We start from the raw sequence: 23780 nt of genomic DNA, 5'->3' as shown, positions 1-23780 counted from the left end.
AACACTAATGAGCAAAGAATGGACAGCACTTTTGCTCAAATAGCAAATCGGGTTACAAAAAATGATTGATATGTGGGGAGCTGCTCGCCATACTTGCTCACACACCAACGAGCAGTACTTGATTCCTGCAGTTCCCAATCGAAATCGTTCCACCCGATTATTTGGAGGACCAATGCGTCACAAAGCACTTACGCTCCTCGCGGCCACAGCACTTGCGAGTCTCACCCTCAGCTCCTGCGCAAGCGGCGGCACCGACGACGTCGCCCTCGATCCCAACGCGGACCTGACCAAGCAGAGCCTCGTCGTCAGCATCTGGGCCGACTACTCCCCGGCCGACCTGGCCGAGACGTTCGAGGCGGCGACCGGCATCCCGATCACCATCGTCAACCACGCCACGAACGAAGACGTGATGGGCAAGCTGACGGCCGGCGGCGACTCCGGCATCGACGTGGCCTTCGTCTCCGGCCAGTACGCGCAGGCGCTGCACGAGGCCGGGCTCACCGCCAACCTCGACAAGTCGCTCATCCCCAACGAGTCCAACCTCTACGACGAGGCCACCAAGCTCGCCTACGACCCGGGCAATGAGTACTCCATGCCCTACGCCTGGGGCACGACCGGGCTCTGCTACCGTTCCGACCTGCTCAGCGAAGAGCCGACGTCCTGGAACGACCTGCTCACGCCGGCGCCCGACGCGACGGGCAAAACCACCATGCTCGCGACCGAGCGCTGGATGGCGCTCCCCGCGCTCAAGCAGCTCGGGATGTCGGTGAACACCACGAACCCCGATGACCTGGCCGCGGTCAAGGAGCAGCTGCTCAAGACCAAGCCGACGCTGCTCGCCTTCGACGACACGACGTTCTACACCAAGCTGGTCTCCGGCGAGGCGTCGCTGACGCAGGCCTGGGACGGCTGGTGCAACTACGGCATCGCCGAGGACCCGAACATCAAGTTCGTCGTCCCGACCGAGGGCAGCGACCTCTGGACCGACACAATGACGGTGCTGAAGACCTCGAAGAACAAGGAGGCCGCGATGGCCTTCATCAACTACATCCTCGAGGCCGACGTGCAGTCCTGGGTGGCCGAGAACATCCTCTACAAGGTTCCGAACGAGGCGGCCATGAAGGCCGTCGACCCGGCCATCCTGGCCGCGTACCCGAACCTCAACATGACGCCGGCCGAACTGCTCAAGCAGGAGGTCATCGTTGACGTCGGCGAGTTCAGCCCCGAGTTCACCAAGCTCGCCACCGAAGTGATGGCCGCGGGCTAGCCGCCGGCATCCGCAGCTATGGCAAAAAAGTCCCCCACCCCCGGCGGCGCTCCCCTCGGAGCCCGCCGGGGGTGGGCGGGCCTGCCGTTCCTCACCCCGGGAACGCTGGTGCTCGCCCTCTTCGTCTTCGTCCCCCTCGTCCTGGTCACCACCTACGCCTTCTTCAAGCGCGGCCGCTTCGGCGGCGTGGTTTACACGTTCACACTCGACAACTTCGCCCGGCTGGCAGACCCGCTCTACCTGAACGTCATCGCCACCTCCATCGGCACGGCGCTGATCGTCACGGTGCTCGCCGTCGCCCTCGGCTACCCGACCGCGCTGGTCATCGTGCGGCTGCCCCCGAAGTGGCGCACGCTCGCCCTCGTCGCGGTGCTGCTGCCGTTCTGGACCAACTTCCTGATCCGCACCTACGCATGGATCCTTCTGCTGAACAACGCCGGCTGGATCAACCAGGGGTTGCAAGCGGTCGGCATCATCGACGAGCCGCTGAAGATGCTCTACACGCAGCCGGCCGTCATCATCGGGCTCCTCTATATGTACTTGCCGCTGATGGTGCTGCCGCTGTACGCCTCGCTCTCCTCCCAGGACGCCCAGCTCACCGAGGCGGCGACGAACCTCGGGTCGAGCCCGTTCCGGGTGTTCCGCACCATCACCCTGCCGCTGTCCGTGCCCGGTCTGCTCACCGGATGCGTGTTCGTCTTCGTTCCCGCGATGAGCAACTTCGTGATCCCAGAGCTGCTCGGCGGCGGAAAGACGGTGCTGATCGGCAACCTGATCCGCGACCAGTTCCTGAAGGCCAGGGACTGGCCGTTCGGCGCCGCCCTTGCCCTCGTGCTCACAATCCTGCTCGTCGCCCTGATCTTCGCCCAACAGACCGCGAGTCGTCGCGTCACCGAGGGCCCACGCGAGAGGAAGGTGAAGCGCAATGCGTAGAGCTTCCAGCCCTCATACCCCCAGGCCTCAGTCACGCCTGATTCGGATCCCGTTCTGGTTCACCTACGTGTTCCTCTACCTGCCGATCCTCGTGGTGGTGATCATGTCGTTCAACTCCTCGAAGAACCTGTTTGTCTGGAAGGGGTTCTCGCTCCAGTGGTACCCGACGGTGTTCGCCAACGAGGCGGTGATGACCGGGCTGCGCAACACGCTCATCGTGGCGACATCCGTCATGCTGCTCGCCACCCTGCTCGGCACGCTGATCGCCGTGGGCATCCACCGCTACACCCGAGGCGGGCTGGTGCGCGCCTTCGCCATCGCGCCCGCGCTGCTGCCAGACCTGCTGCTGGCCGTCGGCCTGCTCAGCCTGTTCTCGCTGGCCGGGGTCACGCTCGGCCTGCACTCGGTGATCATCGCGCACGTCACCTTCGCGATGGCGTTCGTCACCGCGATCGTGCTGGCCCGGCTGGCCAGCCTGGACCCAAGCCTCGAGGAGGCCTCCCGGGATCTGGGCGCCGGCAGCTTCCGCACCTTCATGAAGGTGACGCTGCCCCAGCTGGCGCCCGGCATGGTCGCCGGCGGCCTGCTCGCGTTCACGCTCTCGCTGGACGAGTTTGTGATCGCGTTCTTCACCACCGCGCCCACCACCCCCACCCTGCCGATCGCGATCTACTCGATGGTGCGCTTCGGCGTCACCCCCGAGATCAACGCCCTCGCCACCATGCTGCTGTTCGTCAGCGTGCTCGCCGTCATCGGTGCGCAGCGTCTGACCCGAGTGACGGATGCCCTATGACAACCACTGCCCCCTCTCCCCTTCTTGATATCCGCGGTGTGCAACACAGCTACGGCGACGTCGTCGCGCTGCGCGACGTGTCGCTGTCGATCGCCGACCGCGAGTTCTTCGCCCTGCTCGGGCCGTCCGGATGCGGCAAGACCACGCTGCTACGTTCGATCGCCGGGTTCGAAACACCGCAGGCCGGCTCCATCCTGCTCGACGGGCAGGATCTGACCGCGCTGCCGGCGCACCGCCGCCCGGTGAACATGATGTTCCAGTCCTACGCGCTGTTCCCACACATGAGCGTGGAGAAGAACGTCGGCTACGGGTTGGAGGCCGAGGGCGTCGGCAAGGCCGAGATCCGCCGCCGGGTGGGCGAGACCCTGGAGATCGTCGGGCTGGCCGCGTTCGCGCAGCGCCGCCCGGCCAAGCTCAGCGGCGGCCAGCGGCAGCGGGTCGCCCTGGCCAGGGCGATCATCAAACGGCCGCGGGTGCTGCTGCTCGACGAGCCGCTCTCTGCCCTGGACCGCAAGGTGCGCGCCGAGATGCAGCTGGAGCTCAAGCGCATGCAGCACGAGGCCGGCATGACGTTCGTCGTCGTCACCCACGACCAGGAGGAGGCCATGTCGATGGCCGACCGGGTCGCCGTGCTGAACCGTGGCGGCATCGAGCAGCTCGATACCCCGGTCGGGCTGTACTCGCGGCCGGCGACGCGCTTCGTGGCGAGCTTCATCGGCACGGCGAACCTGCTCGACGGCTTCGCGACCGGATCGAGCTCCTCTGGCAGCGCCGTCGACGTACCCGGTGTGGCGCTGTTCCCCGTCTCGCACGGTTTCGCCGAGCGGGAGCCGGTCACCCTGGTGGCCCGCCCGGAGGACGTGCACATCGTGGCCCCGGATGCCGCGCCGATCACGGGCACCGTCATCGACACGTTCTTCCTCGGCGGCTCGTCGACCGTCTCGGTCGAGGTGCCGGGGCTGGCGAAGCCGATCAGCTGCACCGTGCACGCCGCCAACGTTGCCGAGCGCGGGCAGCGGGTCGGTTTGAACTTCGACTCGTCGCGCGTGGTGGTCGTCGCGAACCCGGTGGAGGCTGCCGTCGCCGCCTGAGCCACGGCGCGCGCGTTGGCTTCGGTCGCTGGCGCTCCCTCGAGCCAGCGGGCGCAGCCCCCATCGCTGGTCGAGTAGGCCCGCCAGGGCCGCATCGAGACCCAGTTTCCAGCCGGAAGCCATGCCACGTGCAAGGTCTCGATACGCTCGTTCCTCGCTACTCGACCAGCGGGGTGTTGGCTTCGGTCGCTGGCGCTCCCTCGAGCCAGCGGGAGAATGCACGCCGGATGCGGAGGCAACCGGAAGATCGGGAGGCAGCTTTCGGCCGAGAGCTGCCTCCCGATCCGCCGTCGGCCTCCCGACCGGCGGGTGGGGCGAGCGGGGCTCAGTGTGCCGGCAGCCACTCCGGCCGGGCGCTGCCGAGCGGGTGCACCGGCCCCTGGGGGCGCCCGGGGATGTCCACGATCGCGCGGGCGCGGCGCACGGGGCCGTCAGCGCTCGGCACGGTCTCCAGCTCGTCGCTCAGCGCCACGTCAGCCACGGCAGGCACCGGCAGCACCGGCTCCGGCAGGGCGCTCGGCCCAAGCGCCAGCAGCGCCTGCGCCATCGCCGCCAGCGACGAGCTCAGGGTCGCTGCCGTGCCGTCGGCGAGAGCCGCACAGATGGCACCGGCGAGCACGTAGCCGGTGGCGTGGTCGAGCGCCTGGGCTCGCAGCGTCCCGGGGGTCACGCCCCGCCCGACGACTCGACCCTCGATGGGCTCCTCGAGGCTCCCCTCGGCCACCGCGATGCCGGATGCCGCCTGCACGAGCGAGTCGAAGCCGCGCCGCACCGCCCACAGGCTGCCCGGTGGGTAGGCACTGAGCGTGGCGATGACCAGGTGCGGATGCCGCTGGCGCAGGCTCGCCTCGTCGAACCCGAACCGGGCCAGACTGCCCGGCCGGTAGCCGAGCACGACGACATCAGCACCGGCCATCAGCTCTTCGATCCGCTCGGCGTTTTGGCCGAGGTCGAGCACGGCCGAGCGCTTCCCCGCGCCGGTATCGATGTGCTGCACGGGAAGCTCGGCCGGTTCCGGCGGGTCGATGCGGAGCACGTCGGCGCCGAGCAGGGCGAGCGCCCGCGTGCATGTGGGCCCGGCGATCACGCGCGAGAAGTCGAGCACGCGCGGCGGGCGGGCGGCGAAGTCGCGCGTCGCGCCGGCCTCGCGGGCGGGCGCGCCAGCCTCCCACTGCAGCAGCGGTGCCGTGGGGATCAGCAGCTCGAACTCCTCTCGCGTGCGCACTCGCACGCAGAGCGCGCCGCGCGCCAGGGCGAGGGCCTCGGCATCCGCCGCCGCCATGCCAGCGAGCGCCGTCCCGAGCTCGTCACGGCCCGCCGTCTCGTCGAGGCCGAGTGCGGCACAGAGCCGCTCCCGGTGGTGCGGGTAGTTCGCGTGGGTGCGCACCCAGCCGTCGAGCGCGGGGAAGAAGCCGCTGAGCGGCGCCCAGGCCGCAGCGGGCACACCGGCGACGCTCAGGTAGTTGTAGCTGCTGAAGTTCACGCCGACCCGGCGCGGGCTGACGTCGACGGCCGGCAACCCGAGCAGCCGCGCGGCCTGCGCCGCGAAGAACGAGACGCTGTCCAGCGCAAGCTCCCCCGCCCGCAACCGCGCCGTGAGGCCGGTCTCACCGGGGAGCACGCGCACTCGCCCGGCCGCCCCCGCATCGCCGATCGTGACGGCCAGTTGCTCGAGAATCACGCCCATGCCGCGAGCATACGCCCGCGGCCGTCCGGCTCAACCACGAGTGCGCAGTTCGGCGGCCTCCCGGGCTCCGGAAGGCGCCAAACTGCGCACTCGGTGAAACGTTCGCCGGCGGCAGCCGCCGGCACCTCCGCTAGCTGTCGGCGTTGGCCGCGGCCAACAGCTGCTCCACCATCTCCGGCTCGACGCCCATGCCGGGGAAGCTGGCCAGGCGGCCGATCGGGAAGGAGGCCATCATCTTCTCCATGCCCTCATCGCTCTCGCCCGCGTCGCCTGCACCGCCGAACATGGCAGCCATCGCCTGCATGATCATCGGTCCGGCCACCGGGTCGGCGATGAGCTCGCCGATCGAGGAGTTGGCGGTGAGCGGCAGTCGCACCGCGTCACCGTCGACCGCGACGGTGCCGGTGAGGCGGATGTCGCGGCTGGAGGCGCCGACGGCCACCGTGTAGTCGCCGCCCTCGACGACCCACTTGTCGACCCGGGTGTCCCAGTAGGCGAGCTCGTCGCGGCGCAGCTGCACGGACACCTCGCGGCTCTCGCCGGTGGCGAGGGCGACGGAGGCGAAGCCCTTGAGCTCCTGCGGTGCGCGCTGCACGCCGGAGCCGGCCAGCGCCGTGTAGACCTGAACGATCTCGCGGCCGTCCCGCTCGCCGGCGTTGGTCACCGTGAGCGTCGCGGTGATGCCTGCGGCATCCGCGGCCAGCGACAGGCCCGAGTACTCGAAGGTGGTGTACGAGAGGCCGTGCCCGAACGGGTACTGCACCGCCATCGAGCGCGCGTCGTACCAGCGGTAGCCGACGAAGAGGCCCTCGCCGTAGCGCACGTGGCCGAACTCACCGGGGAACTCGAGGTAGGCCGGGGTGTCCTCCAGGCGCAGCGGGATCGTCTCGGCGAGGCGGCCGGACGGGTTCACGACGCCGTAGAGCACGTCGGCGGTGGCGCCGCCACCGGCCTGGCCGAGCAGCCAGCCCTCGAGGATCGCGGGGATGCGCGCCTCGAACTCGGAGAGCCGCACGACGCCGCCGTTGGAGAGCACGAGCACGGTGCGCGGGTTGGCCTCGAGCACGGCGTCGAGCAGCGCCAGCTGGGCAGCGGGCAGCTCGATGTGCTCGCGGTCGAAGCCCTCCGACTCGTCTGCGGCCGGCACGCCGAGGAAGAGCACGACGGTCTCGGCGGCGCCCGCCGCGGCAACGGCCTCGGCCCGGAGCGCTGCTGCCTCGTCATCCGCAGAGTTCGCGAGTGTGAAGCCGGCGGCGAACGTCACGCGCTCGGCGCCGACGACCCGCTCGATCTCGTCCAGCGCGTTGTCGACCTTGGTCGGGTTGATCAGCGAGCTGCCTGCGCCCTGGAACCGCGGCGTGCGGGCGAATTCGCCGATGACGGCGACGGATGCCTCCGCCGCCAGTGGCAGGATCTGCCCCTCGTTCTTCAGCAGCACGATGCTGCGGGCTGCGGCGTCACGGGCCAGCGCGTGGTGGGCGTCGACGTCGTAGGACGCGTCGGCGTCTGCCCCGGCCTGCGCCTTGAGCGCCAGCTCGACGTTGCGGCGCGCCGCCACGTCGAGCACGGCCTCGTCGAGGGTGCCGGCCTTGACGGCGGCGACCAGCTCGGCGTCGGTGCGGCCGCTGCCGCCGGGCATCTCGAGGTCGAGGCCGGCCGCGACGCCGACCACGCGCTCGTTGACCGCGCCCCAGTCAGAGACGACGACCCCGTCGAAGCCCCATTCCTCCCGCAGCACGGTGTTCAGCAGCCACGGGTTCTCTGAGGTGTAGACGCCGTTCAGGCGGTTGTACGAGCACATGACCGTCCAGGGCTGCTCGTCCTCGACGACTCGCTGGAAGCCGCGCAGGTAGATCTCGCGCAGCGGCCGCGGGTCGACGTCAGAGCTCGAGCGCATGCGGTCGTTCTCTTGGTTGTTCGCGGCGAAGTGCTTGAGCGAGGTTCCGACGCCCTGGCTCTGCAGTCCGCGCACGATCGCGGCGCCGAGAGCACCGGAGACGATCGGGTCTTCAGAGAGGTACTCGAAGTTGCGCCCGCACAGCGGCGAGCGCTTGATGTTGATGCCGGGGCCGAGCAGAACGCCGACACCCTCCGCCTTCGCCTCCTCGCCGAGGGCGACGCCGACACGCTCGAGCAGCTCGGTGTCGAAGCTCGAACCGAGGGCCACGGCGGGCGGGAAACAGGTGGCCGGGACACTGTCGGCGAGGCCGAGGTGGTCGGATCCCTCCCGCTGCAGGCGCACGCCGTGTGGGCCGTCGGTCAGCACGATGCGGGGCACGCCAGCGTGGTCGATGGCCTTGGTGCTCCAGAAGTCGGCTCCGCTGGTGAGCGAGGCCTTCTCCTCCAGGGTGAGGCCAGCCACGATGTCAGAAGCGCGGGCGGCAATTGAGGTCGAGTCGGTCATGATTCTCCTTGCGTGGGGTGCTGTAGAGCGTACGAGATTTCTGGGCTGTCCTAGCGGACCGACTTGATCGCCCAGACGGCGAAGGCGCCGAGGATCGACAGAACGATGCCGATCGGGAACAGGGCCACGTAGCCGCCGGAGGCCAGCACGATGGCGCCGGCGACGGCCGGGGCGAGCGTCTGCGGCAGGGTGGCGGCGATGTTGACGACGCCGAGGTCCTTCGCGAAGGACTTCGCCGAGGGAAGCACCTCGCTCATCAGGGCGGTGTCGACGGCCTGGAAGCAGCCGAAGCCGAGGCCCGCGACGACGGTGAACAGCATCCAGCCGGTGAAGCTCGGTGCCACCATCGGGAACACCAGGGCCACGCCGACCAGGATCGAGGAGGCGAAGACGAAGACCTTGCGGCGGCCGAGCTTGTCCGAGAGTGGTCCGGAGACCAGCGTCGAGACGAGGATGGCGGCGAGGTTGACGATGCCGAACAGCGGGATCATCGCGACGGCGTTGTCGCCGAGGCCGATGTAGTCCTGCAGGATGTAGAGCTGGTATCCGGTCACGGCGAAGTAGCCGGTGTAGAGCAGCAGGCGACCCATGAACGCCCAGAAGAAGTCCGGGTGTGCGATCGGGTTCACCCAGAAGGTGTGCAGGAAGTCGGAGAGCGAGAAGGGCTCCTTCACCATCTGCTTGCTGGAGTGGTCCGGGTTGAACAGCACGAACAGGGTGACCACGATCAGGGTGAATCCGCCGAGGAGCATGTAGCCGGAGGGGATGTCAGCGGCGAGCTTTGCGCCGACGATCTGGCCGCCGATCGCGCCGAGCATCAGGCCAAGGCCGGAGAGGGCCGAGAAGGTGCCGCGGGCCGCGCGGGGCACGCGGTCGGGCAGGACGGCCGAGAGCGGGCCCTGTGCGAAGTTGTAGGCGAGCTGCACCATCGTCCAGGCGATGGCGATCTGCACGAGCCCGTTGGCGAGGGCCATGCCGACGAGCGCGAGCCCGCCGATCAGCGCGCCGCCGACCATCCAGGGTGCGCGGCGCCCGAAGCGGCTGCGCGTGCGGTCGGAGAGCGCACCGGCGATCGGCTGGGCGAGCATCGCCGCAACGGAGCCGATCGTGAGCACCCAGGCGAGGTTGGCCGCCTTGTTCTCCGGGTCAAGCCCCTGCACCTGGAGCGGGAGCAGGATGCCGGGGACTGCGCCCCAGATGAGGAAGATCGAGACGTTGGCCGGAACGATCCAGGCAAGCAGCCGTTTGATGGTGCCGCGTACCGGTGCCGGTGGGTCGATCTGGCCGTCTGCGTCGAGGGTGTGGGTGAGTTCCGACGTCGTCGTCATCGTGTTCCTTTCGGGGTGTTCATCTGTGAACCTTGAAAACCATACTTCATTCGGTTTTCAATTCCAAAGAAGCCAATACCATTCAGATATGGCACGCAGAGGCTCATACGCAAAAGGAGTCGCCAAGCGCGACGAAATTCTGACCGAGGCCCTTCGGGTGATCGCCCGCAATGGCTACAACCGCACCTCGGTGCGCGAGCTCGCCGACGCCGTCGGGCTCAGCCAGGCCGGGTTGCTGCACTACTTCAGCTCCAAGGAGGAACTCTTCGCCGCGGTGCTGCAGAAGCGCGACGAGGTGGACTCGCGCGACTTCGTGGGCGCCGACGGCGACACCTCCCTCGCCTCGCTGGCCGTCAGCGAGAACCCGTTCGACTCGCTGGCCACGGTCATGCGGCACAACACCGAGGTCCCGGGGCTCGCCCAGCTCTACACGCGCCTGTCGGCCGAGGCGACGGATGCCAGCCACCCCGCCCACGACTTCTTCGTGCGGCGCGGCCAGGACTTCCGCAGCTACTTCGCGTCGAGCGTGCGCGCCGCCCAGGCCGCGGGCAAGCTCTCCCCCGCCATCGACGCTGACAAGGTCTCGACCATCATGATCGCCCTCGCCGACGGCCTGCAGACGCAGTGGATGATCGACCCCGAACTCGACATGGCGGAGCACATCGACTACCTGGCGGAGCTGCTCGGCCTCGTCCCGTAGCCAACGTCTGACGGCAATCGCACTCCGTCCCTTGCTCAAACTGTGAATCAGCCGCATACTCATTACCAAACTTCGCTTGGTTTTAGCCGACCGGCGACATGTTCGTTCCCTGACCATGCACCACCGCTGTTTCTCAATGAAGAGGAGAGTCGTGTCCACCACATCGCCCAACCCAGAGCTCGCGGACGACGGCCGTACCGCCGTCACCTCGACCGGGATGCAGAGCCCCGTCGCAACGAAGCGGCTGCTGCCGTCGATCGCCATCCTGTCGGTGTTCGTGTTCGCCACCTACGGCGCGGTGCTCGGCATCCTGCTCCCGGCGCAAATCGCGACCATCAACCCAGACCCCGTCGCCAAGGTCGCCAACTTCGGCCTCGTCAGCTCGATCTCGTTCGTCTTCACCCTGTTCGCCCAGCCGATCGTCGGCGCATTCAGTGACCGCACCCGCAACAGGCTCGGCCGGCGCGCCCCGTGGATGCTGATCGGCGCCGCCGTCGCGATGATCTTCCTGCTCGGCATGGGCGGCATGCAGAACGTGCTGCTCATCGCGGCGTTCTGGGCCGTCATCCAGGTCTCGATGAACGCGGTGCAGGGCCCGCTCAGCGCCGTCGTGCCCGACCGCTTCCCCCGCTCCAAGCGTGGCGTCGCCTCGGCCATGGCCGGCGTCGGCATGATGCTCGGCGGTGTTCTCGGAACCGTCGTCGCCGCCCAGTTCGTGTCGAACGTCGGAATCGGCTACGCGGTCTTCGGCATCGCCGTGCTGATCGTGACCGCGCTCTACGTGTACTTCAACAAGGACTACTCCAGCGTCGGCGCAGTCGTCGAGCCGTGGAGCTGGAAGAACTTCCTCACGGGCTTCTGGATCAACCCGAAGAAGCACCCCGACTTCTTCTGGGCCTTCACCGCGCGCTTCCTCTTCATCCTCGGCTACTTCGTCATCAGCGCCTACAGCCTCTACCTGCTGCAGGACTACATCGGCATGGAGCTGGAGGAGGCGGCCGGCGCGGCCGCCATGCTCGCCATGGCCGGCCTGTTGCCGACCATGATCTCGATCGCCCTCGCCGGCTGGTGGAGCGACAAGATCGGCCGCCGCAAGGTGTTCATCTACGCTGCCACCGTCATCATGGTCATCAGCCTGATCTTCCCGCTGATCATGCCCACGTTCGAGGGCATGCTCATCATGAACATCGTCAGCGGCTTCGGCTTCGGCTTCTACATGGCCTGCGACGCCGCCCTGATGACCGAGGTGCTCCCGGGCGACGGTATCGCCGCCGGCAAGGACCTCGGCATCCTGAACGTGGCGACCAACATCCCGCAGGCACTCAGCCCGGCCGTCGCCGGCTTCATCATCATCGCGCTCGGCGGCTACCCGTCGCTGTTCATCTTCGCGATGGTCGCCGTCACGGCAGCCGCCTTCGTGCTGATGCCCATCAAGAGCGTCCGCTAGCGACGGGGAGGCTCCGCCCGCCCCTCATGGGCGCGGGCGGAGCCTTTCTCCTGTGCACCGCTGCCGACGTGATGCGCACGAGCGCGGAGCGCCGTTTGCGCTCTCGCCCGATGAGGCTCATACTCATTACCGAACGTCGTTTGGTTTTGACGGTGTTTGCGGAAGTGAGCGGGCACACAGCCCCGTCGCGCCGCGGTTTCTCAATGAAGAGGAGAGTCGTGCCCACCCCATCCACCACCCCGGAGCTCGCCGAAGACGGCCGCACAGCGCTGACGTCGACAGGAATGCAGAGCCCCGTGGCCACCCGGCGCCTGCTGCCCTCGATTGCCGTGATCTCGGTGTTCGTCTTCGCCACCTACGGCGCCGTCCTCGGCATCCTGCTCCCCGCGCAGATCGCGACGATCGACCCCGACCCGCTGGCCAAGGTCGCGAACTTCGGTCTTGTCAGCTCGATCTCGTTCGTCTTCACGCTGTTCGCCCAGCCCATCGTCGGCGCGCTCAGCGACCGCACCCGCAACCGCATGGGCCGCCGTGCCCCGTGGATGCTGATCGGCGCCGCCATCGCGATGATCTTCCTGCTCGGCATGGGCGGCATGCAGAACGTGCTGCTCATCGCCGCATTCTGGGCCGTGATCCAGGTGTCCATGAACGCCATCCAGGGCCCGCTCAGCGCCATCGTGCCCGACCGCTTCCCCCGCTCCAAGCGCGGCGTCGCCTCGGCCATGGCCGGTCTCGGCATGATGCTCGGCGGCGTTCTCGGAACCGTCCTCGCCGCCCAGTTCGTGAACAACGTCGGCGTCGGCTACACGATCTTCGGCATCGGCGTGCTCGTCTCGACCGTGCTCTACGTGGTCTTCAACAAGGACTACTCCAGTGTCGGCGCCGTCGTCGAGCCGTGGAGCTGGAAGAACTTCCTGTCCGGCTTCTGGATCAACCCGAAGCAGAACCCCGACTTCGCCTGGGCGTTCGCCGGCCGCTTCCTGTTCATCCTCGGCTACTTCGTCATCTCGGCGTACAGCCTCTACCTGCTGCAGGACTACATCGGCCTGCCTCTGGAGGAGGCGGCCAGCACCGCGGCCCTGCTCGCGGCGGCCGGCCTGGTACCGACGCTGCTCTCGATCTCGCTAGCCGGCTGGTGGAGCGACAAGGTCGGCCGCCGCAAGGTGTTCATCTACGCGGCCACCGTCATCATGGTGATCAGCCTCATCTTCCCGCTGCTCATGCCCACCGTCACCGGCATGCTCATCATGAATGTCATCAGCGGGTTCGGCTTCGGCCTCTACATGGCCTGCGACGCGGCCCTGATGACCGAGGTGCTCCCGGGCGGCGGCACCGCCGCCGGCAAGGACCTCGGCATCCTGAACGTGGCCACCAACATCCCGCAGGCGCTCAGCCCCGCCGTCGCCGGCCTCATCATCACCTTCGCCGGCGGCTACCAGGCCCTGTTCGTCTTCGCCATGGTCGCGGTCGTCCTGGCCGCGATCGTCCTGGCACCCATCAAGAGCGTTCGTTAGGAGAACCAGATGACCACCACTTCCCCACTCGTACAGACCACTGCTGGTGTCGTGCGCGGCTTCTGGCGCGAGAGCGCGGATGCCGCAGGCGTGCCGTCGGCGGCGTTCCTCGGCATCCCGTTCGCCGAGCCGCCCGTCGGCGAGCTGCGCTTCGCCGCGCCAGTGCCGCACCAGGCCTGGGAGGGCGTGCGCGACGCCGTCGAGTTCGGCGCCACCCCGCACCGCGAGGTGCAGGGCGAGATCACGCTGATCCCCGAGCCGGCCTTCCCCGGTGAGTCGACGCTGAACGTCAACGTGTTCACGCCGGCGCCGCTCGCCCCCGGCACGGATGCCGCGGAATCCGCCGGCCTGCCCGTGCTCGTCTACATCCACGGCGGCGGCTACGTCAGCGGCTCCCCGTCGAGCCCCTGGTACGACGGAGCACCGTTCAACCGCGACGGCGTCATCGTCGTGTCGGTGTCGTACCGCCTCGGCTTCCACGGCTTCGGCTACATCGAGGACGCCCCGATGAACCGCGGCGTGCGCGACTGGCTGCTCGCCCTGGAGTGGGTGCAGGAGAACATCGCGAACTTCGGCGGCGACCCGAAGCAGGTCACCATCTCCGGCCAGTCCGCCGGCGGCGGCGCCGTGCTCACGCTGCTCGGCATGCCGGCCGCGCAGCACCTGTTCCGCGCGGTCTACTCGATCTCCGGCCCGCCCACCACCACGACGCTGGACGCCGCGGAAACCGTCGGGCGCGCGATCGCCGAACTCGGCGGAGTCGCACCGACCCGTGCCGGGCTCGGCACACTGCCGGAGTCGCGCATCCTCGAGCTGCAGGCATCCGCCTCCCCGCTGAACGCGAGCGACGACGAGTCCGACCCGATCGCCGGCCTGGTCGGCCTGGTCAGCGGCGGCCTCGTGCTCGGCCCCGTCGTCGACGGCGACCTGATCCCGCTGCCCAGCCGCGAGGCATACGCCGCCGGCATCGGCGCAGACAAGGCGCTCGTCATGGGGGCAACCGACCAGGAGTTCAACATGATCCTGGCCGAGGGCAAGGAGGCCATGGCCGCAATTCCGGCCGCCGCGATCCTCGGCCGCCTCGTGGACTCCCCTGAGCTCGTCGAGGCGTACGTCGCCGCACACGAGGGGCTCGACACGGCCGACACGGTCGGCCAGTACATCACCGACTCCATGTTCCGCGCCCCCGCGCTCGACATCGCCGAGCTGCGTGCCAGCCGCGGTGACGCGGATGCCGCAGCCACCTGGCTGTACCGCTTCTCCTGGTCGTCGCCGACGATCGGCAGCTCCTGCCACTGCCTCGACGTGCCGTTCTTCTTCGACCAGCTGGGCGCCGAGCGCGTCTCCGCCGTCGCCGGAGACTCGCCCTCGCAGCTCCTCGCCGACGAGGTGCACGGCGGCGCCCTGGCGCTGATCCGTGACGGTGCGGCCAACTGGCCGGCCTGGAACAGCACCGACCGGCAGGCCCGCGTCTACGACGACCCCGCCTCCTCGGTGGAGTCCGATGCCTTCGCCACGCTGCGGATGCTGCTGCCTGACACCGTGGCCGCCGCGTAGTAGAGGCACCACCACTGATTGAGCCTGCCGAAGTCCCCCGGATCTCGGCAGGCTCAATTGGCAGTAGGGCAGAATCAAGACCAACTGAATCACCAGCGACCCAGAGGATGCAGCCATGACAGAGCAGACCGTTTTCGACACCACCGTCGCCCCCGAGGTGCGCACGGCGGCCGGCGTGGTGCGCGGCCTCTGGCGCTCCCCGCGCGGCGGGCACGGCCTGCCCTCCGCCGCCTTCCACGGCATCCCCTTCGCCGAGGCCCCCGTCGGCCCGCTGCGCTTCGCCGCCCCCGTGCCGCACGCGCCCTGGGAGGGTGTGCGCGACGCCATCGAGATGGGCCCGACCCCGCAGCGTCAGACCCTCGCCGAGATCACGCTGATCCCCGAGCCGTCGATCGAGGGTGACTCGACCCTGAACGTCAACGTCTTCACGCCGACTCCGGCCTCCGCGGCATCCGCCGGCCTGCCGGTGATGGTCTACATCCACGGCGGCGGCTACACCGCCGGCTCGCCGGCCAGCCCCTGGTACGACGGCGCCTCATTCAACCGTGACGGCGTTGTGACGGTGTCGATCTCGTACCGACTCGGCTTCGACGGCTTCGGCTGCATCGACGACGCCCCAGACAACCGCGGCGTGCTGGACTGGCTGCTCGCGCTGGAGTGGGTGCAGCAGAACATCGCCGCGTTCGGCGGCGACCCCGAGCGCGTCACGATCTCTGGCCAGTCCGCCGGCGGCGGCGCCGTGCTCACCCTGCTCGGCATGGAGGCCGCCCAGCACCTGTTCACCGGCGTCTACTGCATCTCGGGTGCCGTCGGCGACGTGCAGCGCCCCCGCGCCCAGCAGCTGGCCCGCCGCCTGGCCGAGCTCGCCGGCGTGCCGGCGACCCGCGAGGGCTTCGCCAGCCTCAGCGAGGAGCGCATCCTCGAACTGCAGCAGAAGGCGCAGGAGCCGGCCGATGGCCCGGGCAAGCCGCTCGAGATGCTGGGCCGGATGATCGCTGAGGGCCTCGCGCTCGGCCCCATGATCGACGGGGAGCTCGTTCAGCGCGCAACCCTGGAGTCGTTCAAGCTCGGCGTCGGCGCCGACAAGCCGCTGGTGCTCGGCGCCACCGACGACGAGTTCTCGATGGCGCTCGACGAGGCCAAGGGCAAGCTGCGGTTCATCCCGAAGAGCTTCATGCTCGGCAAGGCGGGGCTGGCCAAGGCCAAGCGCAAGGCCTACTTTGCCGCCAACCCGGATGTCGCCAGGCGCGACACCGCGGGAGCCGTCGGGCGCTACATGACCGACGCGATGTTCCGCACCGCCGTGCTCAAGGTCACCGACGCGCGCGAAGCCGGCGCTGCCGCTGCCGCGAAGTCGGGCGCCACGGCATCCGCCCCCACCTGGGTGTACCGCTTCTCGTGGGCATCGCCCGTGTACAAGTACGCCATGCACTGCCTCGACGTGCCGTTCTTCTTCGACTGCCTCGACAGCGTGAAGATCGACGCCGTCGCCGGAGCCAACCCGCCGCAGGCGCTGGCCGACGAGCTGCACGCGGAGGCCGTCGCCTTCGTGAGCACCGGCGTCGCGCCGTGGCCGAAGTACACCGACAACGCCAGGGCCACCCGCGTCTTCGACGTGCCGTCCTCGGTCATCGCCGACGGCTACGGAGGGGTGCGCCCGCTGCTCGGCGCTGCCGCCTAGCGCAGGCCCGACGCACACGTCCGCGCGCTCCCCCTCCCTGGAGGGGGGCGCGCGGATTCTTTGTGCACCGCGGCTCGAGGAAGCCTCCCCACGTTGGCTCGAGGGAGCGCCAGCGACCGAAGCCACTACCGCGCGGGCCGACGCGGCGGGTGCCGGGGCGCCGAACGTGGCACAGTGGGACCATGTTTGTGAAGATCTGTGGCCTGCGTGAGCCCGCGACCCTGGCCGCCGCCGTGCAGGCGGGGGCGGATGCCGTCGGCTTCGTGTTCGCCCCAGGCAGCCCGCGCACGGTCGACGCCGGCACGGTGCGACAGCTGCTCACGGCCGTGCCGGCCCCGGTGCAGACGGTGGGCGTCTTCCGCCGGCAACCGATCGACGAGGTGCTGGCAACGGCCACCGCGGCCGGCGTGAGCACCGTGCAACTGCACGGCGGCGAGCCGGTGACCGAGCTCGACCGGCTGAAGACGGCCGGCTTCGACACGATCCGGGCGCTCTCACTCGACGAGTACCTGCGCGAGCTGGACCGCGACCCGGCTGGCCTCCGTCGCCACCGGCTGCTGCTGGACGCCCCCGTTCCGGGAGCCGGCGAGCCCTTCGACACCACGGCGCTGCGCGCGCACCCGCCGCAGGGCGACTGGCTCCTGGCCGGCGGGCTCACCCCCGGCAACGTCAGTGAGCTACTCGCCGGGCTCGGGGGCGCGACGCCGGGCGTCGACGTCTCCAGCGGGGTCGAGAGCACCCGCGGGGTCAAGGATGCCGCGCTGATCGAGGCGTTCGTGGCGGCGGCTCGCGCGCTCTAGTCGCGCCGGCGCTGGCTGCGGCGGCCGTGGCTGCTACGGCGCCGCTGGCTGCCTCCCCCTGATTGAGACTGCCGAATCCCCCGCCGTGTCGCGCCACACCCGCTGGTCGAGTAGCGAGGAACGAGCGTATCGAGACCCCGCACCAGACACAGTTCCCCGCCAGAAACCGGATCTCGATACGGCCCTAGCGGGCCTACTCGACCACCGGGACGGCGGCAGCCTGCGGCATGCGCCCGCACGGCGCCGTTGGCTTCGGTCGCTGGCGCTCCCTCGAGCCAACGTGAACGTGCACGTCGGCTGGAGGGGCCGCGCCGCGACGAAGGAGCAGCGCAGCTCCCGAAGCCCGGGAGCCAACAACACACGGCAGCCCGCAGCATCCGCCGGCGCTGGCTGTGGCGGCCGTGGCTGCTACGGCGCCGCTGGCTGCCTCCCCCTGATTGAGACTGCCGAATCCTCCGCCGTGTCGCGCCACACCCGCTGGTCGAGTAGCGAGGAACGAGCGTATCGAGACCCCGCACCAGACACAGTTCCCCGCCAGAAACCGGGTCTCGATACGGCCCTAGCGGGCCTACTCGACCACCGGGACGGCGGCAGCCTGCGGCATGCGCCCGCACGGCGCCGTTGGCTTCGGTCGCTGGCGCTCCCTCGAGCCACCGTGAACATGCACGTCGGCTGGAGGGGGCCGCCCCGCGACGAAGGAGCAGCGCAGCTCCCGAAGCCCGCGAGCCAACAACACACGGCAGCCAGCGGCATCCGCCGGCGCTCCCTCGAGCCAACGGGCGGATGCGCGCTGGCTGCCTCCCCCTGATTGAGACTGCCGAATCCCCCGCCGTGTCGCGCCACACCCGCTGGTCGAGTAGCGAGGAACGAGCGTATCGAGACCCCGCACCAGACACAGTTCCCCGCCAGAAACCGGGTCTCGATACGGCCCCAGCGGGCCGACTCGACCACCGGGACGCCGGCAGCCTGCGGCATACGCCCGCACGGCGCCGTTGGCTTCGGTCGCTGGCGCTCCCTCGAGCCAACGTGAACATGCACGGCGGCTGGGGGGGGGGGCCGCGCCGCGACGAAGGAGCACGGCAGCCCGCGGCATCCGCCTGCTCCGCAGAAACAGCCGAAGCCCTGGGCGTCTCCGAGGAGGCGCTCAGGGCTTCGCGGAGCCATCCGAGAAGGGGCTCAGCCGACGGGAACGCCCGACAGGGTCGCGGCGAACGGATCCCAGTCCTCGGCGACGAGCGGCACCGCGTCGATCGAGCTCTGCACGTCGACGACCTGCTTGGTGTTGACGGCATCCTCGATCGAGGCGAGCGTGTCGAACACGTGGTAGCCGACCGCGCCGGTGGCGATGTGCGCGCCGCCGGAGCGGATCGCACGGGCCATGTCGAGCACGCCGAGGCCACGGCCGGCCAGCACGCCGGTGAGCGGGATCGACTCCCACTCGGGCTCGCCGAACCCGGCGCGGGCGAACAGCACCTCGCCGCCGAACGTGTTCGGGTCGGGGATCAGCATGGTCGCCTCGGTGCCGGTGATCTCGACGTAGCCGGTCTTGCCGAGCGGCGAGTCAAAGCTGAGCACGCTCTGCGAGACGCCGCCCTTCTCGAACTCGGCGATCGCGCTGATGTGCGTCGGCACCTCAACCGGGAACGTGGTGCCCGCGCGGTCGCCGGTGGCGATCGTGCGCTGCGTGCGGCCCTGCGAGCCGAACGCGGCGACACGGGCGACCGAGCCGAACACGTGCACCAGGGTCGTCACGTAGTACGGGCCCATGTCGAAGAGCGGGCCGGCACCGGTGGCGAAGAGGAACTCGGGGTCCGGGTGGAACACATCCGGTCCGATGTACTGCATCACGGTCTGCGCCGACAGCGGGGTGCCGATGTCGCCGCGGGCGATCGCGCGGCGGGCCGTCTGCACGCCCGGGCCGAGCACGGTGTCCGGCGCGACGCCGACGCGGAGGCCGGCTGCGGCCGCCTTCTCCAGCAGCTCGCGCCCACTGGCCCGGTCGATGCTGATCGGCTTCTCTGTCCAGACGTGCTTGCCGGCCGCGATGGCCTGCAGGCTGACCTGCGCGTGCACGGCGGGGATCGTCAGGTTCACGACGATCTCGACGTCCGGGTGCGCCAGCACGTCGGCGGCCGAGCCAGACAGGGCCACACCGTGCTTCGCGGCCTGCGCCGCTGCACGTGCCTCATCGAGGTCGCCGAGGATGACGACACGGATGTCGGGGAAGCTGTTCAGGTTCTCCAGGTACGTGTCGCTGATCATGCCGGTGCCGATGAAGCCGACGCCGACGGTGCCCTGACCGGCCATTAGCGGATGCCGTTCTCGGCGAAGAACTTCACGCCGGTCTCGATGCCCTCGAAGATGTCGCCCTTGTATGCGTCGAACTCGAGGATGGCGTAGCGCACGGACGGCGCAGCGGCGAGGGCGGCGAGGATCGGAACCTCTCCCTGGCCGGCGGCACGCTGGTCCAGCATCGTCGGGTCGAACTCGGCAGCACCGGGGGTGAAGGGGTTCACGCCCGGGATGCCGTCCTTGGCGTGCACGGCGACGACTCGCTCGCCGAGGCGGGAGAGCAGCGCGGGCACGTCCTGGCCGGCGGTCGCGGCCCAGAACAGGTCGACCTCGAGAACGACCTCGGGGTCGAGCTGCTCGGCGAAGTGTTCAAAGGCCGAGCGGCCGCCGAAGCTGGCCACGAACTCCTGCGAGTGGTTGTGGTAGCCGACGCGCAGGCCGTGCTCGGCCGCGCTGCGGGCTGCCGCGTTCAGACGGGTGGCGATGTCGGCAACGCCCTCCTCGGTCTGCCAGCGTTCCAGCGGGATGAAGGCGTCGATGACGGTCTCGACACCGAGCGTCTTCGCCGCGGCAAAGATCGTCTCGTGGCTGTCGACCGGGTAGACGAGGTCACCCAGGCGGATCTCGTCCGAGAGCAGCGTGGCGTGCCCGGTCGGCGAGGTGAGCCCATGCTTGGCGAAGGCCTCAGCCAGTTCGTCGGGGCGGCGCACGAAGTCGAAGGCCTCGACGAGGCGCAGGCCCATGCCGGCCAGACGGCCCAGAGTTCCGTCGAGGTCAGCATCAAGCTGGTCTTTGACCGTGTACAGCTGGACGGAGAGTTCCGGTGTTGTCATGCAAGTGCTCCTTTGCGATTGCGAATGCGTTCCGTCACGCTAACATGAAAACAGACAGAGGTGTCTGTTTTCATTGCGTTGATCGCTGAGAGCGCCTCGAACGGCGCTGCTGCGTCAGAATGGACGTGATGCACACACCGGATGACGGCCACGCTGCCCAGGGGCCAGATGGCGCGAACACGCAGGCGCGGGGCGCATATGCCGCCGGACGCGCCCGCAAGGCGGTCATCGTGCAGACCGCGACCGAGCTCTTCGGCAGCACCGGCTTCCACTCCGTCTCGATGCTCGACGTCGCCGCGGCCTGCGGCATCTCCCGCGCCGGACTGCTGCACCACTTCCCGAGCAAGGAGCTGTTGCTCACGGCCGTCCTGGCCGAGCGGGATGCGGCCGACGAGACCGTGTTCCGCTGGAGCCACTCGGATGACGCAGACGGCCGCCCCTGGCTGGCCCGGCTGGTCGACCTCGTCGCGTTCAACGCCACCCGCCCCGAGCTGATCCGCCTCTTCGCGGTACTCTCGGCCGAGGCGACGGCCCCGCAGCATCCGGCCCACGACTACTTCGTCGAGCGCTACCAGGGCACCAGGCGCGGGGGCCGCGACGCCTTCGGCCGCGCACAGCTGGCCGGGGTGCTCGCCGCCGACGCAGACCCCGAGCTGCTCGCCATCGAGCTGATCGCCCTGATGGACGGCCTGCAGGTGCAGTGGCTGCTCGACCCCGAGCGCGTCGACATGGCGGCCACCATCCGCCGCTGGCTGGCCAGCGTGCTGACCGCACCGCTCCCCGCGTCCACGACCACATCCCCGCCATCACCCTCGGAGCAGACGACACCATGAGCGAAGCAGAGCAGGCAGCACAGGGCGTGCAGGGCGACGGCGAGGGCTGCGGATGCGGCTGCCAGCCGCCCAGCCGTGGCCCGCAGTCGGTGCAGCTCGGCACACTTCCGCCGGTTGAGCCTGTCGAAACCCCGGAGGCGCACGCCGCGCACCGGATCGAGCAGTCCGCTGTGCCGGCCCAGACATTCCAGATGGGCGACCCGTTCCGCGACGGCAAGCCCGGCGACGGCGAGCACTTCCTGCACGACGTCACCCTCGATGCCTTCGCGATCGACGCGACATCCGTCACCAACGCCGACTTCGCCGCCTTCGTGGATGCCACCGGCTACCGCACAGAGGCAGAGACCTTCGAGTTCTCGGCCGTGTTCCACCTCGCGCTGGCTGCCCCGCGAAACGACCTGCTCTCGCAGGCGCCGGGCACCCCCTGGTGGATCGGCGTGCGCGGAGCCGACTGGCGGCACCCGGGAGGCAGCCTCTCTGACCTCGACGGCCTCGCCGAGCACCCCGTCGTGCACGTCAGCTGGAACGACGCCATGGCCTACTGCCAGTGGGCCGGCCGCCGCCTGCCGACCGAGGCGGAGTGGGAGTGCGCGGCCCGCGGCGGCGCACACGGCCAGCGCTTCCCGTGGGGCGACGAGCTCATGAGCCCGCTCGGCCACTGGCAGTGCAACATCTGGCAGGGCGACTTCCCCCGCAGCAACACCCTCGCCGACGGCTGGTTGACCACCGCGCCGGTGCGCAGCTTCAGCCCCAACCGCTACGGGCTCTGGCAGGCCGTTGGCAACGTGTGGGAGTGGTGCTCCGACTGGTTCGACCCGCGGGCCTACCTCACTGGCGACAACACCAACCCGCAGGGGCCCGCCCGCGGCGGCGCCCGAGTGCTCCGCGGCGGCTCGTTCCTCTGCCACGACTCGTACTGCAACCGGTACCGCAGCGCGGCCCGCTCCTCGAACACGGCGGACTCGTCGATGTCGAACGCCGGATTCCGCACCGTCGCGCTCACCGCCAGCTGAGCGCCCCGGCATCCGTCACGCGCGCACAAGGCAGCACGCACAGCGCAGGGCGCAGCGCGGGGCGGGCGGCTAGCGCACCCCGGCCATGAGCTTCAGCACGGGCTTCGTCAGCAGGGCGAGCAGGATGCCGAGCACGATCGCGATGCCACCGAGGATCCCGAAGTAGGCCGCCTCGGTCTCGGGCTGGTAGAGCCCGGCGAGCTGGCCGGAGATCGCCGTGCCCAGGGCGACGGAGAGGAAGAACAGCGCGACCATCTGGGTGTGGAAGGCCTTCGGGGCGAGCTTCGTGGCCACCGAGAGCCCGACCGGCGAGAGCAGCAGCTCGGCGATGGTGAAGACGAGCAGGATGCCGATTATCGCCAGCAGCGGCGTGCTGTTGGCCGCCCCGCCGGCGAACGGCAGGAACAGCAGGAAGCCGACGCCCATGATCGCGGTGCCGAGCGCAAACTTGACCGGGGTGGAGGGCTGCCGGGTGCCCATCTTCGTCCAGATCGCCGCGAACACGCCGGAGAGGATGATGATGAACACCGGGTTGATCGACTGCACCCAGGAGATGGGCATCTCCCAGCCGAGGATGCTGCGGTTCAGCTGCTTGTCGGAGTAGATCGTGAGCACCGTGAACTGCTGCTGGTACAGCGACCAGAACGCAACGCTGGCGATGAACAGCGGGATGAAGCCGAACACCCGCGAGCGCTCCGTCTTGGTGATCTTGCGGCTGGAGAGGATGACGGCGAAGTACGCGATCGTCGACGCGATCGTCAGGCCGATCACCAGGGCGGCCAGATTCTCGGCCCGGATCAGGCCGGCGAAGATCAGCGCCAGCACCAGCAGCACGGCGGCCACGGCGATTCCGATGACGAGCGGGCGGCGCTTGGCCGGCAGCGGGTTCGCCACGGTGTGCGCGGCGGCGGGCAGGCGCTTGCGGCCGAAGGCGTACTGGGTGAGTCCGATCGCCATGCCGATGGCGGCCAGGCCGAAGCCCCAGTGGAAGCCGACCGTGCTCTGCAGCAACCCGGTGAGCAGCGCACCGAAGAAGGCGCCCAGGTTGATGCCGAGGTAGAACAGCGAGAAGCCGGCGTCGCGACGCGGGTCGCCCTCTGCGTAGAGCGTGCCGACGACACTCGTCGCGTTGGCCTTCAGGCCACCGGAGCCGATGGCGATCATGATCAGACCGACGATGACGCCGGAGAACCCGGGCAGCAGCGCGAGCGACAAGTGGCCGAACATGATCACGACAGCGGCGACGAAGAGCACCCGCTCCGAGCCGAACAGCCGGTCCGCGAGCCAGGCGCCAAGGATCGTGGAGAGGTAGACGGCGCCGCCGTAGGCGCCGACGATGCCGGCCGCTGTCGCCTGCGGCATCCCCAGGCCGCCCTGTGTCGCCGAGAAGTACAGGTAGATGAGCAGAATGCCCTGCATGCCGTAGAAGCTGAAGCGCTCCCACATCTCGACACCGAACAGGGTGGCGAGGGCCCGCGGTTGGCCGAAGAACCGTCGGTCGTCTGACCCTGTGTTCGCCGGCTGCGCGGCGGGACCGGGCGTTGCGACGCCCTCCTGATTACTACTCATGTTTCAAGTGTGACACTGCTCGGAGCGCCGGCATAATA

At 69.4% G+C, this 23780-nt stretch carries 18 protein-coding genes; 12 read left to right on the top strand and 6 right to left on the bottom strand.

The window, feature by feature from the left end:
* Window positions 1-172: 172 nt before the first annotated feature.
* Genes AWU67_RS15370 through AWU67_RS15355 form a run of 4 tightly spaced genes read left to right on the top strand, consistent with a single transcriptional unit; the run spans window position 173 to window position 4084 of the window.
* Complete coding sequence (locus AWU67_RS15370; RefSeq protein ID WP_067231062.1) at window positions 173-1267, top strand: polyamine ABC transporter substrate-binding protein; 1095 nt, start codon at window positions 173-175, stop codon at window positions 1265-1267.
* Window positions 1268-1285: 18 nt separating this feature from the next.
* Entirely contained in the window at window positions 1286-2200 is a 915-nt protein-coding gene (locus tag AWU67_RS15365) for an ABC transporter permease (protein WP_067231059.1), read from the top strand.
* Window positions 2193-2993: an ABC transporter permease gene (locus tag AWU67_RS15360; RefSeq protein WP_067231056.1), complete on the top strand. Its 801-nt coding sequence runs from the start codon at window positions 2193-2195 to the stop codon at window positions 2991-2993. The genes AWU67_RS15365 and AWU67_RS15360 overlap by 8 nt, the downstream gene beginning before the upstream one ends.
* Entirely contained in the window at window positions 2990-4084 is a 1095-nt protein-coding gene (locus AWU67_RS15355) for an ABC transporter ATP-binding protein (protein ID WP_067231053.1), read from the top strand. Before AWU67_RS15360 ends, AWU67_RS15355 begins: the two co-directional genes overlap by 4 nt.
* 325 nt (window positions 4085-4409) lie before the next feature.
* On the opposite strand, the gene AWU67_RS15350 is transcribed toward AWU67_RS15355, so the two are convergent.
* From AWU67_RS15350 to AWU67_RS15340, 3 genes are all read right to left on the bottom strand, one after another.
* On the bottom strand, window positions 4410-5771 hold the full coding sequence (locus AWU67_RS15350; protein WP_067231049.1) for a CoA transferase: 1362 nt from the start codon (window positions 5769-5771) through the stop codon (window positions 4410-4412).
* A gap of 130 nt (window positions 5772-5901) precedes the next feature.
* Window positions 5902-8175, bottom strand: a complete 2274-nt coding sequence (locus AWU67_RS15345; RefSeq protein WP_067231046.1) for a glycoside hydrolase family 3 C-terminal domain-containing protein — start codon at window positions 8173-8175, stop codon at window positions 5902-5904.
* A gap of 50 nt (window positions 8176-8225) precedes the next feature.
* Entirely contained in the window at window positions 8226-9503 is a 1278-nt protein-coding gene (locus AWU67_RS15340) for an MFS transporter (RefSeq protein ID WP_067231042.1), read from the bottom strand.
* An 88-nt stretch (window positions 9504-9591) separates the two neighbouring features.
* On the opposite strand from AWU67_RS15340, the gene AWU67_RS15335 reads away from it, so the two are divergent.
* From AWU67_RS15335 to AWU67_RS15310, 6 genes are all read left to right on the top strand, one after another.
* Window positions 9592-10203 (top strand): TetR/AcrR family transcriptional regulator, encoded by a 612-nt coding sequence (locus tag AWU67_RS15335; RefSeq protein WP_067231039.1) that lies wholly within the window; start codon window positions 9592-9594, stop codon window positions 10201-10203.
* A 151-nt stretch (window positions 10204-10354) separates the two neighbouring features.
* Complete coding sequence (locus AWU67_RS15330; RefSeq protein ID WP_234407283.1) at window positions 10355-11650, top strand: MFS transporter; 1296 nt, start codon at window positions 10355-10357, stop codon at window positions 11648-11650.
* A gap of 218 nt (window positions 11651-11868) precedes the next feature.
* Window positions 11869-13164: an MFS transporter gene (locus AWU67_RS15325; protein ID WP_234407282.1), complete on the top strand. Its 1296-nt coding sequence runs from the start codon at window positions 11869-11871 to the stop codon at window positions 13162-13164.
* A 9-nt stretch (window positions 13165-13173) separates the two neighbouring features.
* A complete protein-coding gene (locus AWU67_RS15320; protein ID WP_067231029.1) occupies window positions 13174-14721 on the top strand; it encodes a carboxylesterase/lipase family protein in 1548 nt (515 codons plus the stop codon).
* A gap of 115 nt (window positions 14722-14836) precedes the next feature.
* Window positions 14837-16402, top strand: coding sequence for a carboxylesterase/lipase family protein (locus tag AWU67_RS15315; protein WP_067231026.1), 1566 nt, complete (start codon window positions 14837-14839; stop codon window positions 16400-16402).
* Between the two features lie 182 nt (window positions 16403-16584).
* Window positions 16585-17202, top strand: coding sequence for a phosphoribosylanthranilate isomerase (locus AWU67_RS15310; RefSeq protein ID WP_067231021.1), 618 nt, complete (start codon window positions 16585-16587; stop codon window positions 17200-17202).
* Between the two features lie 1176 nt (window positions 17203-18378).
* Here AWU67_RS15310 and AWU67_RS15305 read toward each other — a convergent pair.
* Together AWU67_RS15305 and AWU67_RS15300 are read right to left on the bottom strand one after the other, a co-directional pair.
* Window positions 18379-19509, bottom strand: a complete 1131-nt coding sequence (locus AWU67_RS15305; RefSeq protein ID WP_067231018.1) for a Gfo/Idh/MocA family protein — start codon at window positions 19507-19509, stop codon at window positions 18379-18381.
* Complete coding sequence (locus AWU67_RS15300) at window positions 19509-20327, bottom strand: sugar phosphate isomerase/epimerase family protein (RefSeq protein ID WP_067231015.1); 819 nt, start codon at window positions 20325-20327, stop codon at window positions 19509-19511. The genes AWU67_RS15305 and AWU67_RS15300 overlap by 1 nt, the downstream gene beginning before the upstream one ends.
* A gap of 128 nt (window positions 20328-20455) precedes the next feature.
* Here AWU67_RS15300 and AWU67_RS15295 point away from each other — a divergent pair, with 128 nt between their 5' ends.
* Together AWU67_RS15295 and AWU67_RS15290 are read left to right on the top strand one after the other, a co-directional pair.
* Window positions 20456-21160: a TetR/AcrR family transcriptional regulator gene (locus tag AWU67_RS15295; RefSeq protein WP_082717210.1), complete on the top strand. Its 705-nt coding sequence runs from the start codon at window positions 20456-20458 to the stop codon at window positions 21158-21160.
* Complete coding sequence (locus AWU67_RS15290) at window positions 21157-22173, top strand: formylglycine-generating enzyme family protein (RefSeq protein ID WP_082717060.1); 1017 nt, start codon at window positions 21157-21159, stop codon at window positions 22171-22173. The genes AWU67_RS15295 and AWU67_RS15290 overlap by 4 nt, the downstream gene beginning before the upstream one ends.
* A 69-nt stretch (window positions 22174-22242) precedes the next feature.
* Here the strand turns inward: AWU67_RS15290 and AWU67_RS15285 are convergent, their stop codons facing one another.
* Window positions 22243-23742 carry a peptide MFS transporter gene (locus AWU67_RS15285; RefSeq protein ID WP_067231012.1) on the bottom strand — a complete coding sequence of 500 codons (1500 nt, stop codon included), beginning with the start codon at window positions 23740-23742 and terminating at the stop codon, window positions 22243-22245.
* Between the last annotated feature and the right edge of the window lie 38 nt (window positions 23743-23780).

It is taken from the genome of Microterricola viridarii (assembly GCF_001542775.1).
In the GTDB taxonomy this organism is placed as follows: Bacteria; Actinomycetota; Actinomycetes; order Actinomycetales; family Microbacteriaceae; genus Microterricola; species Microterricola viridarii_A.
Note: the sequence above shows the minus strand (reverse complement) of the source record. Positions and strands in the feature narration are given on the sequence as shown.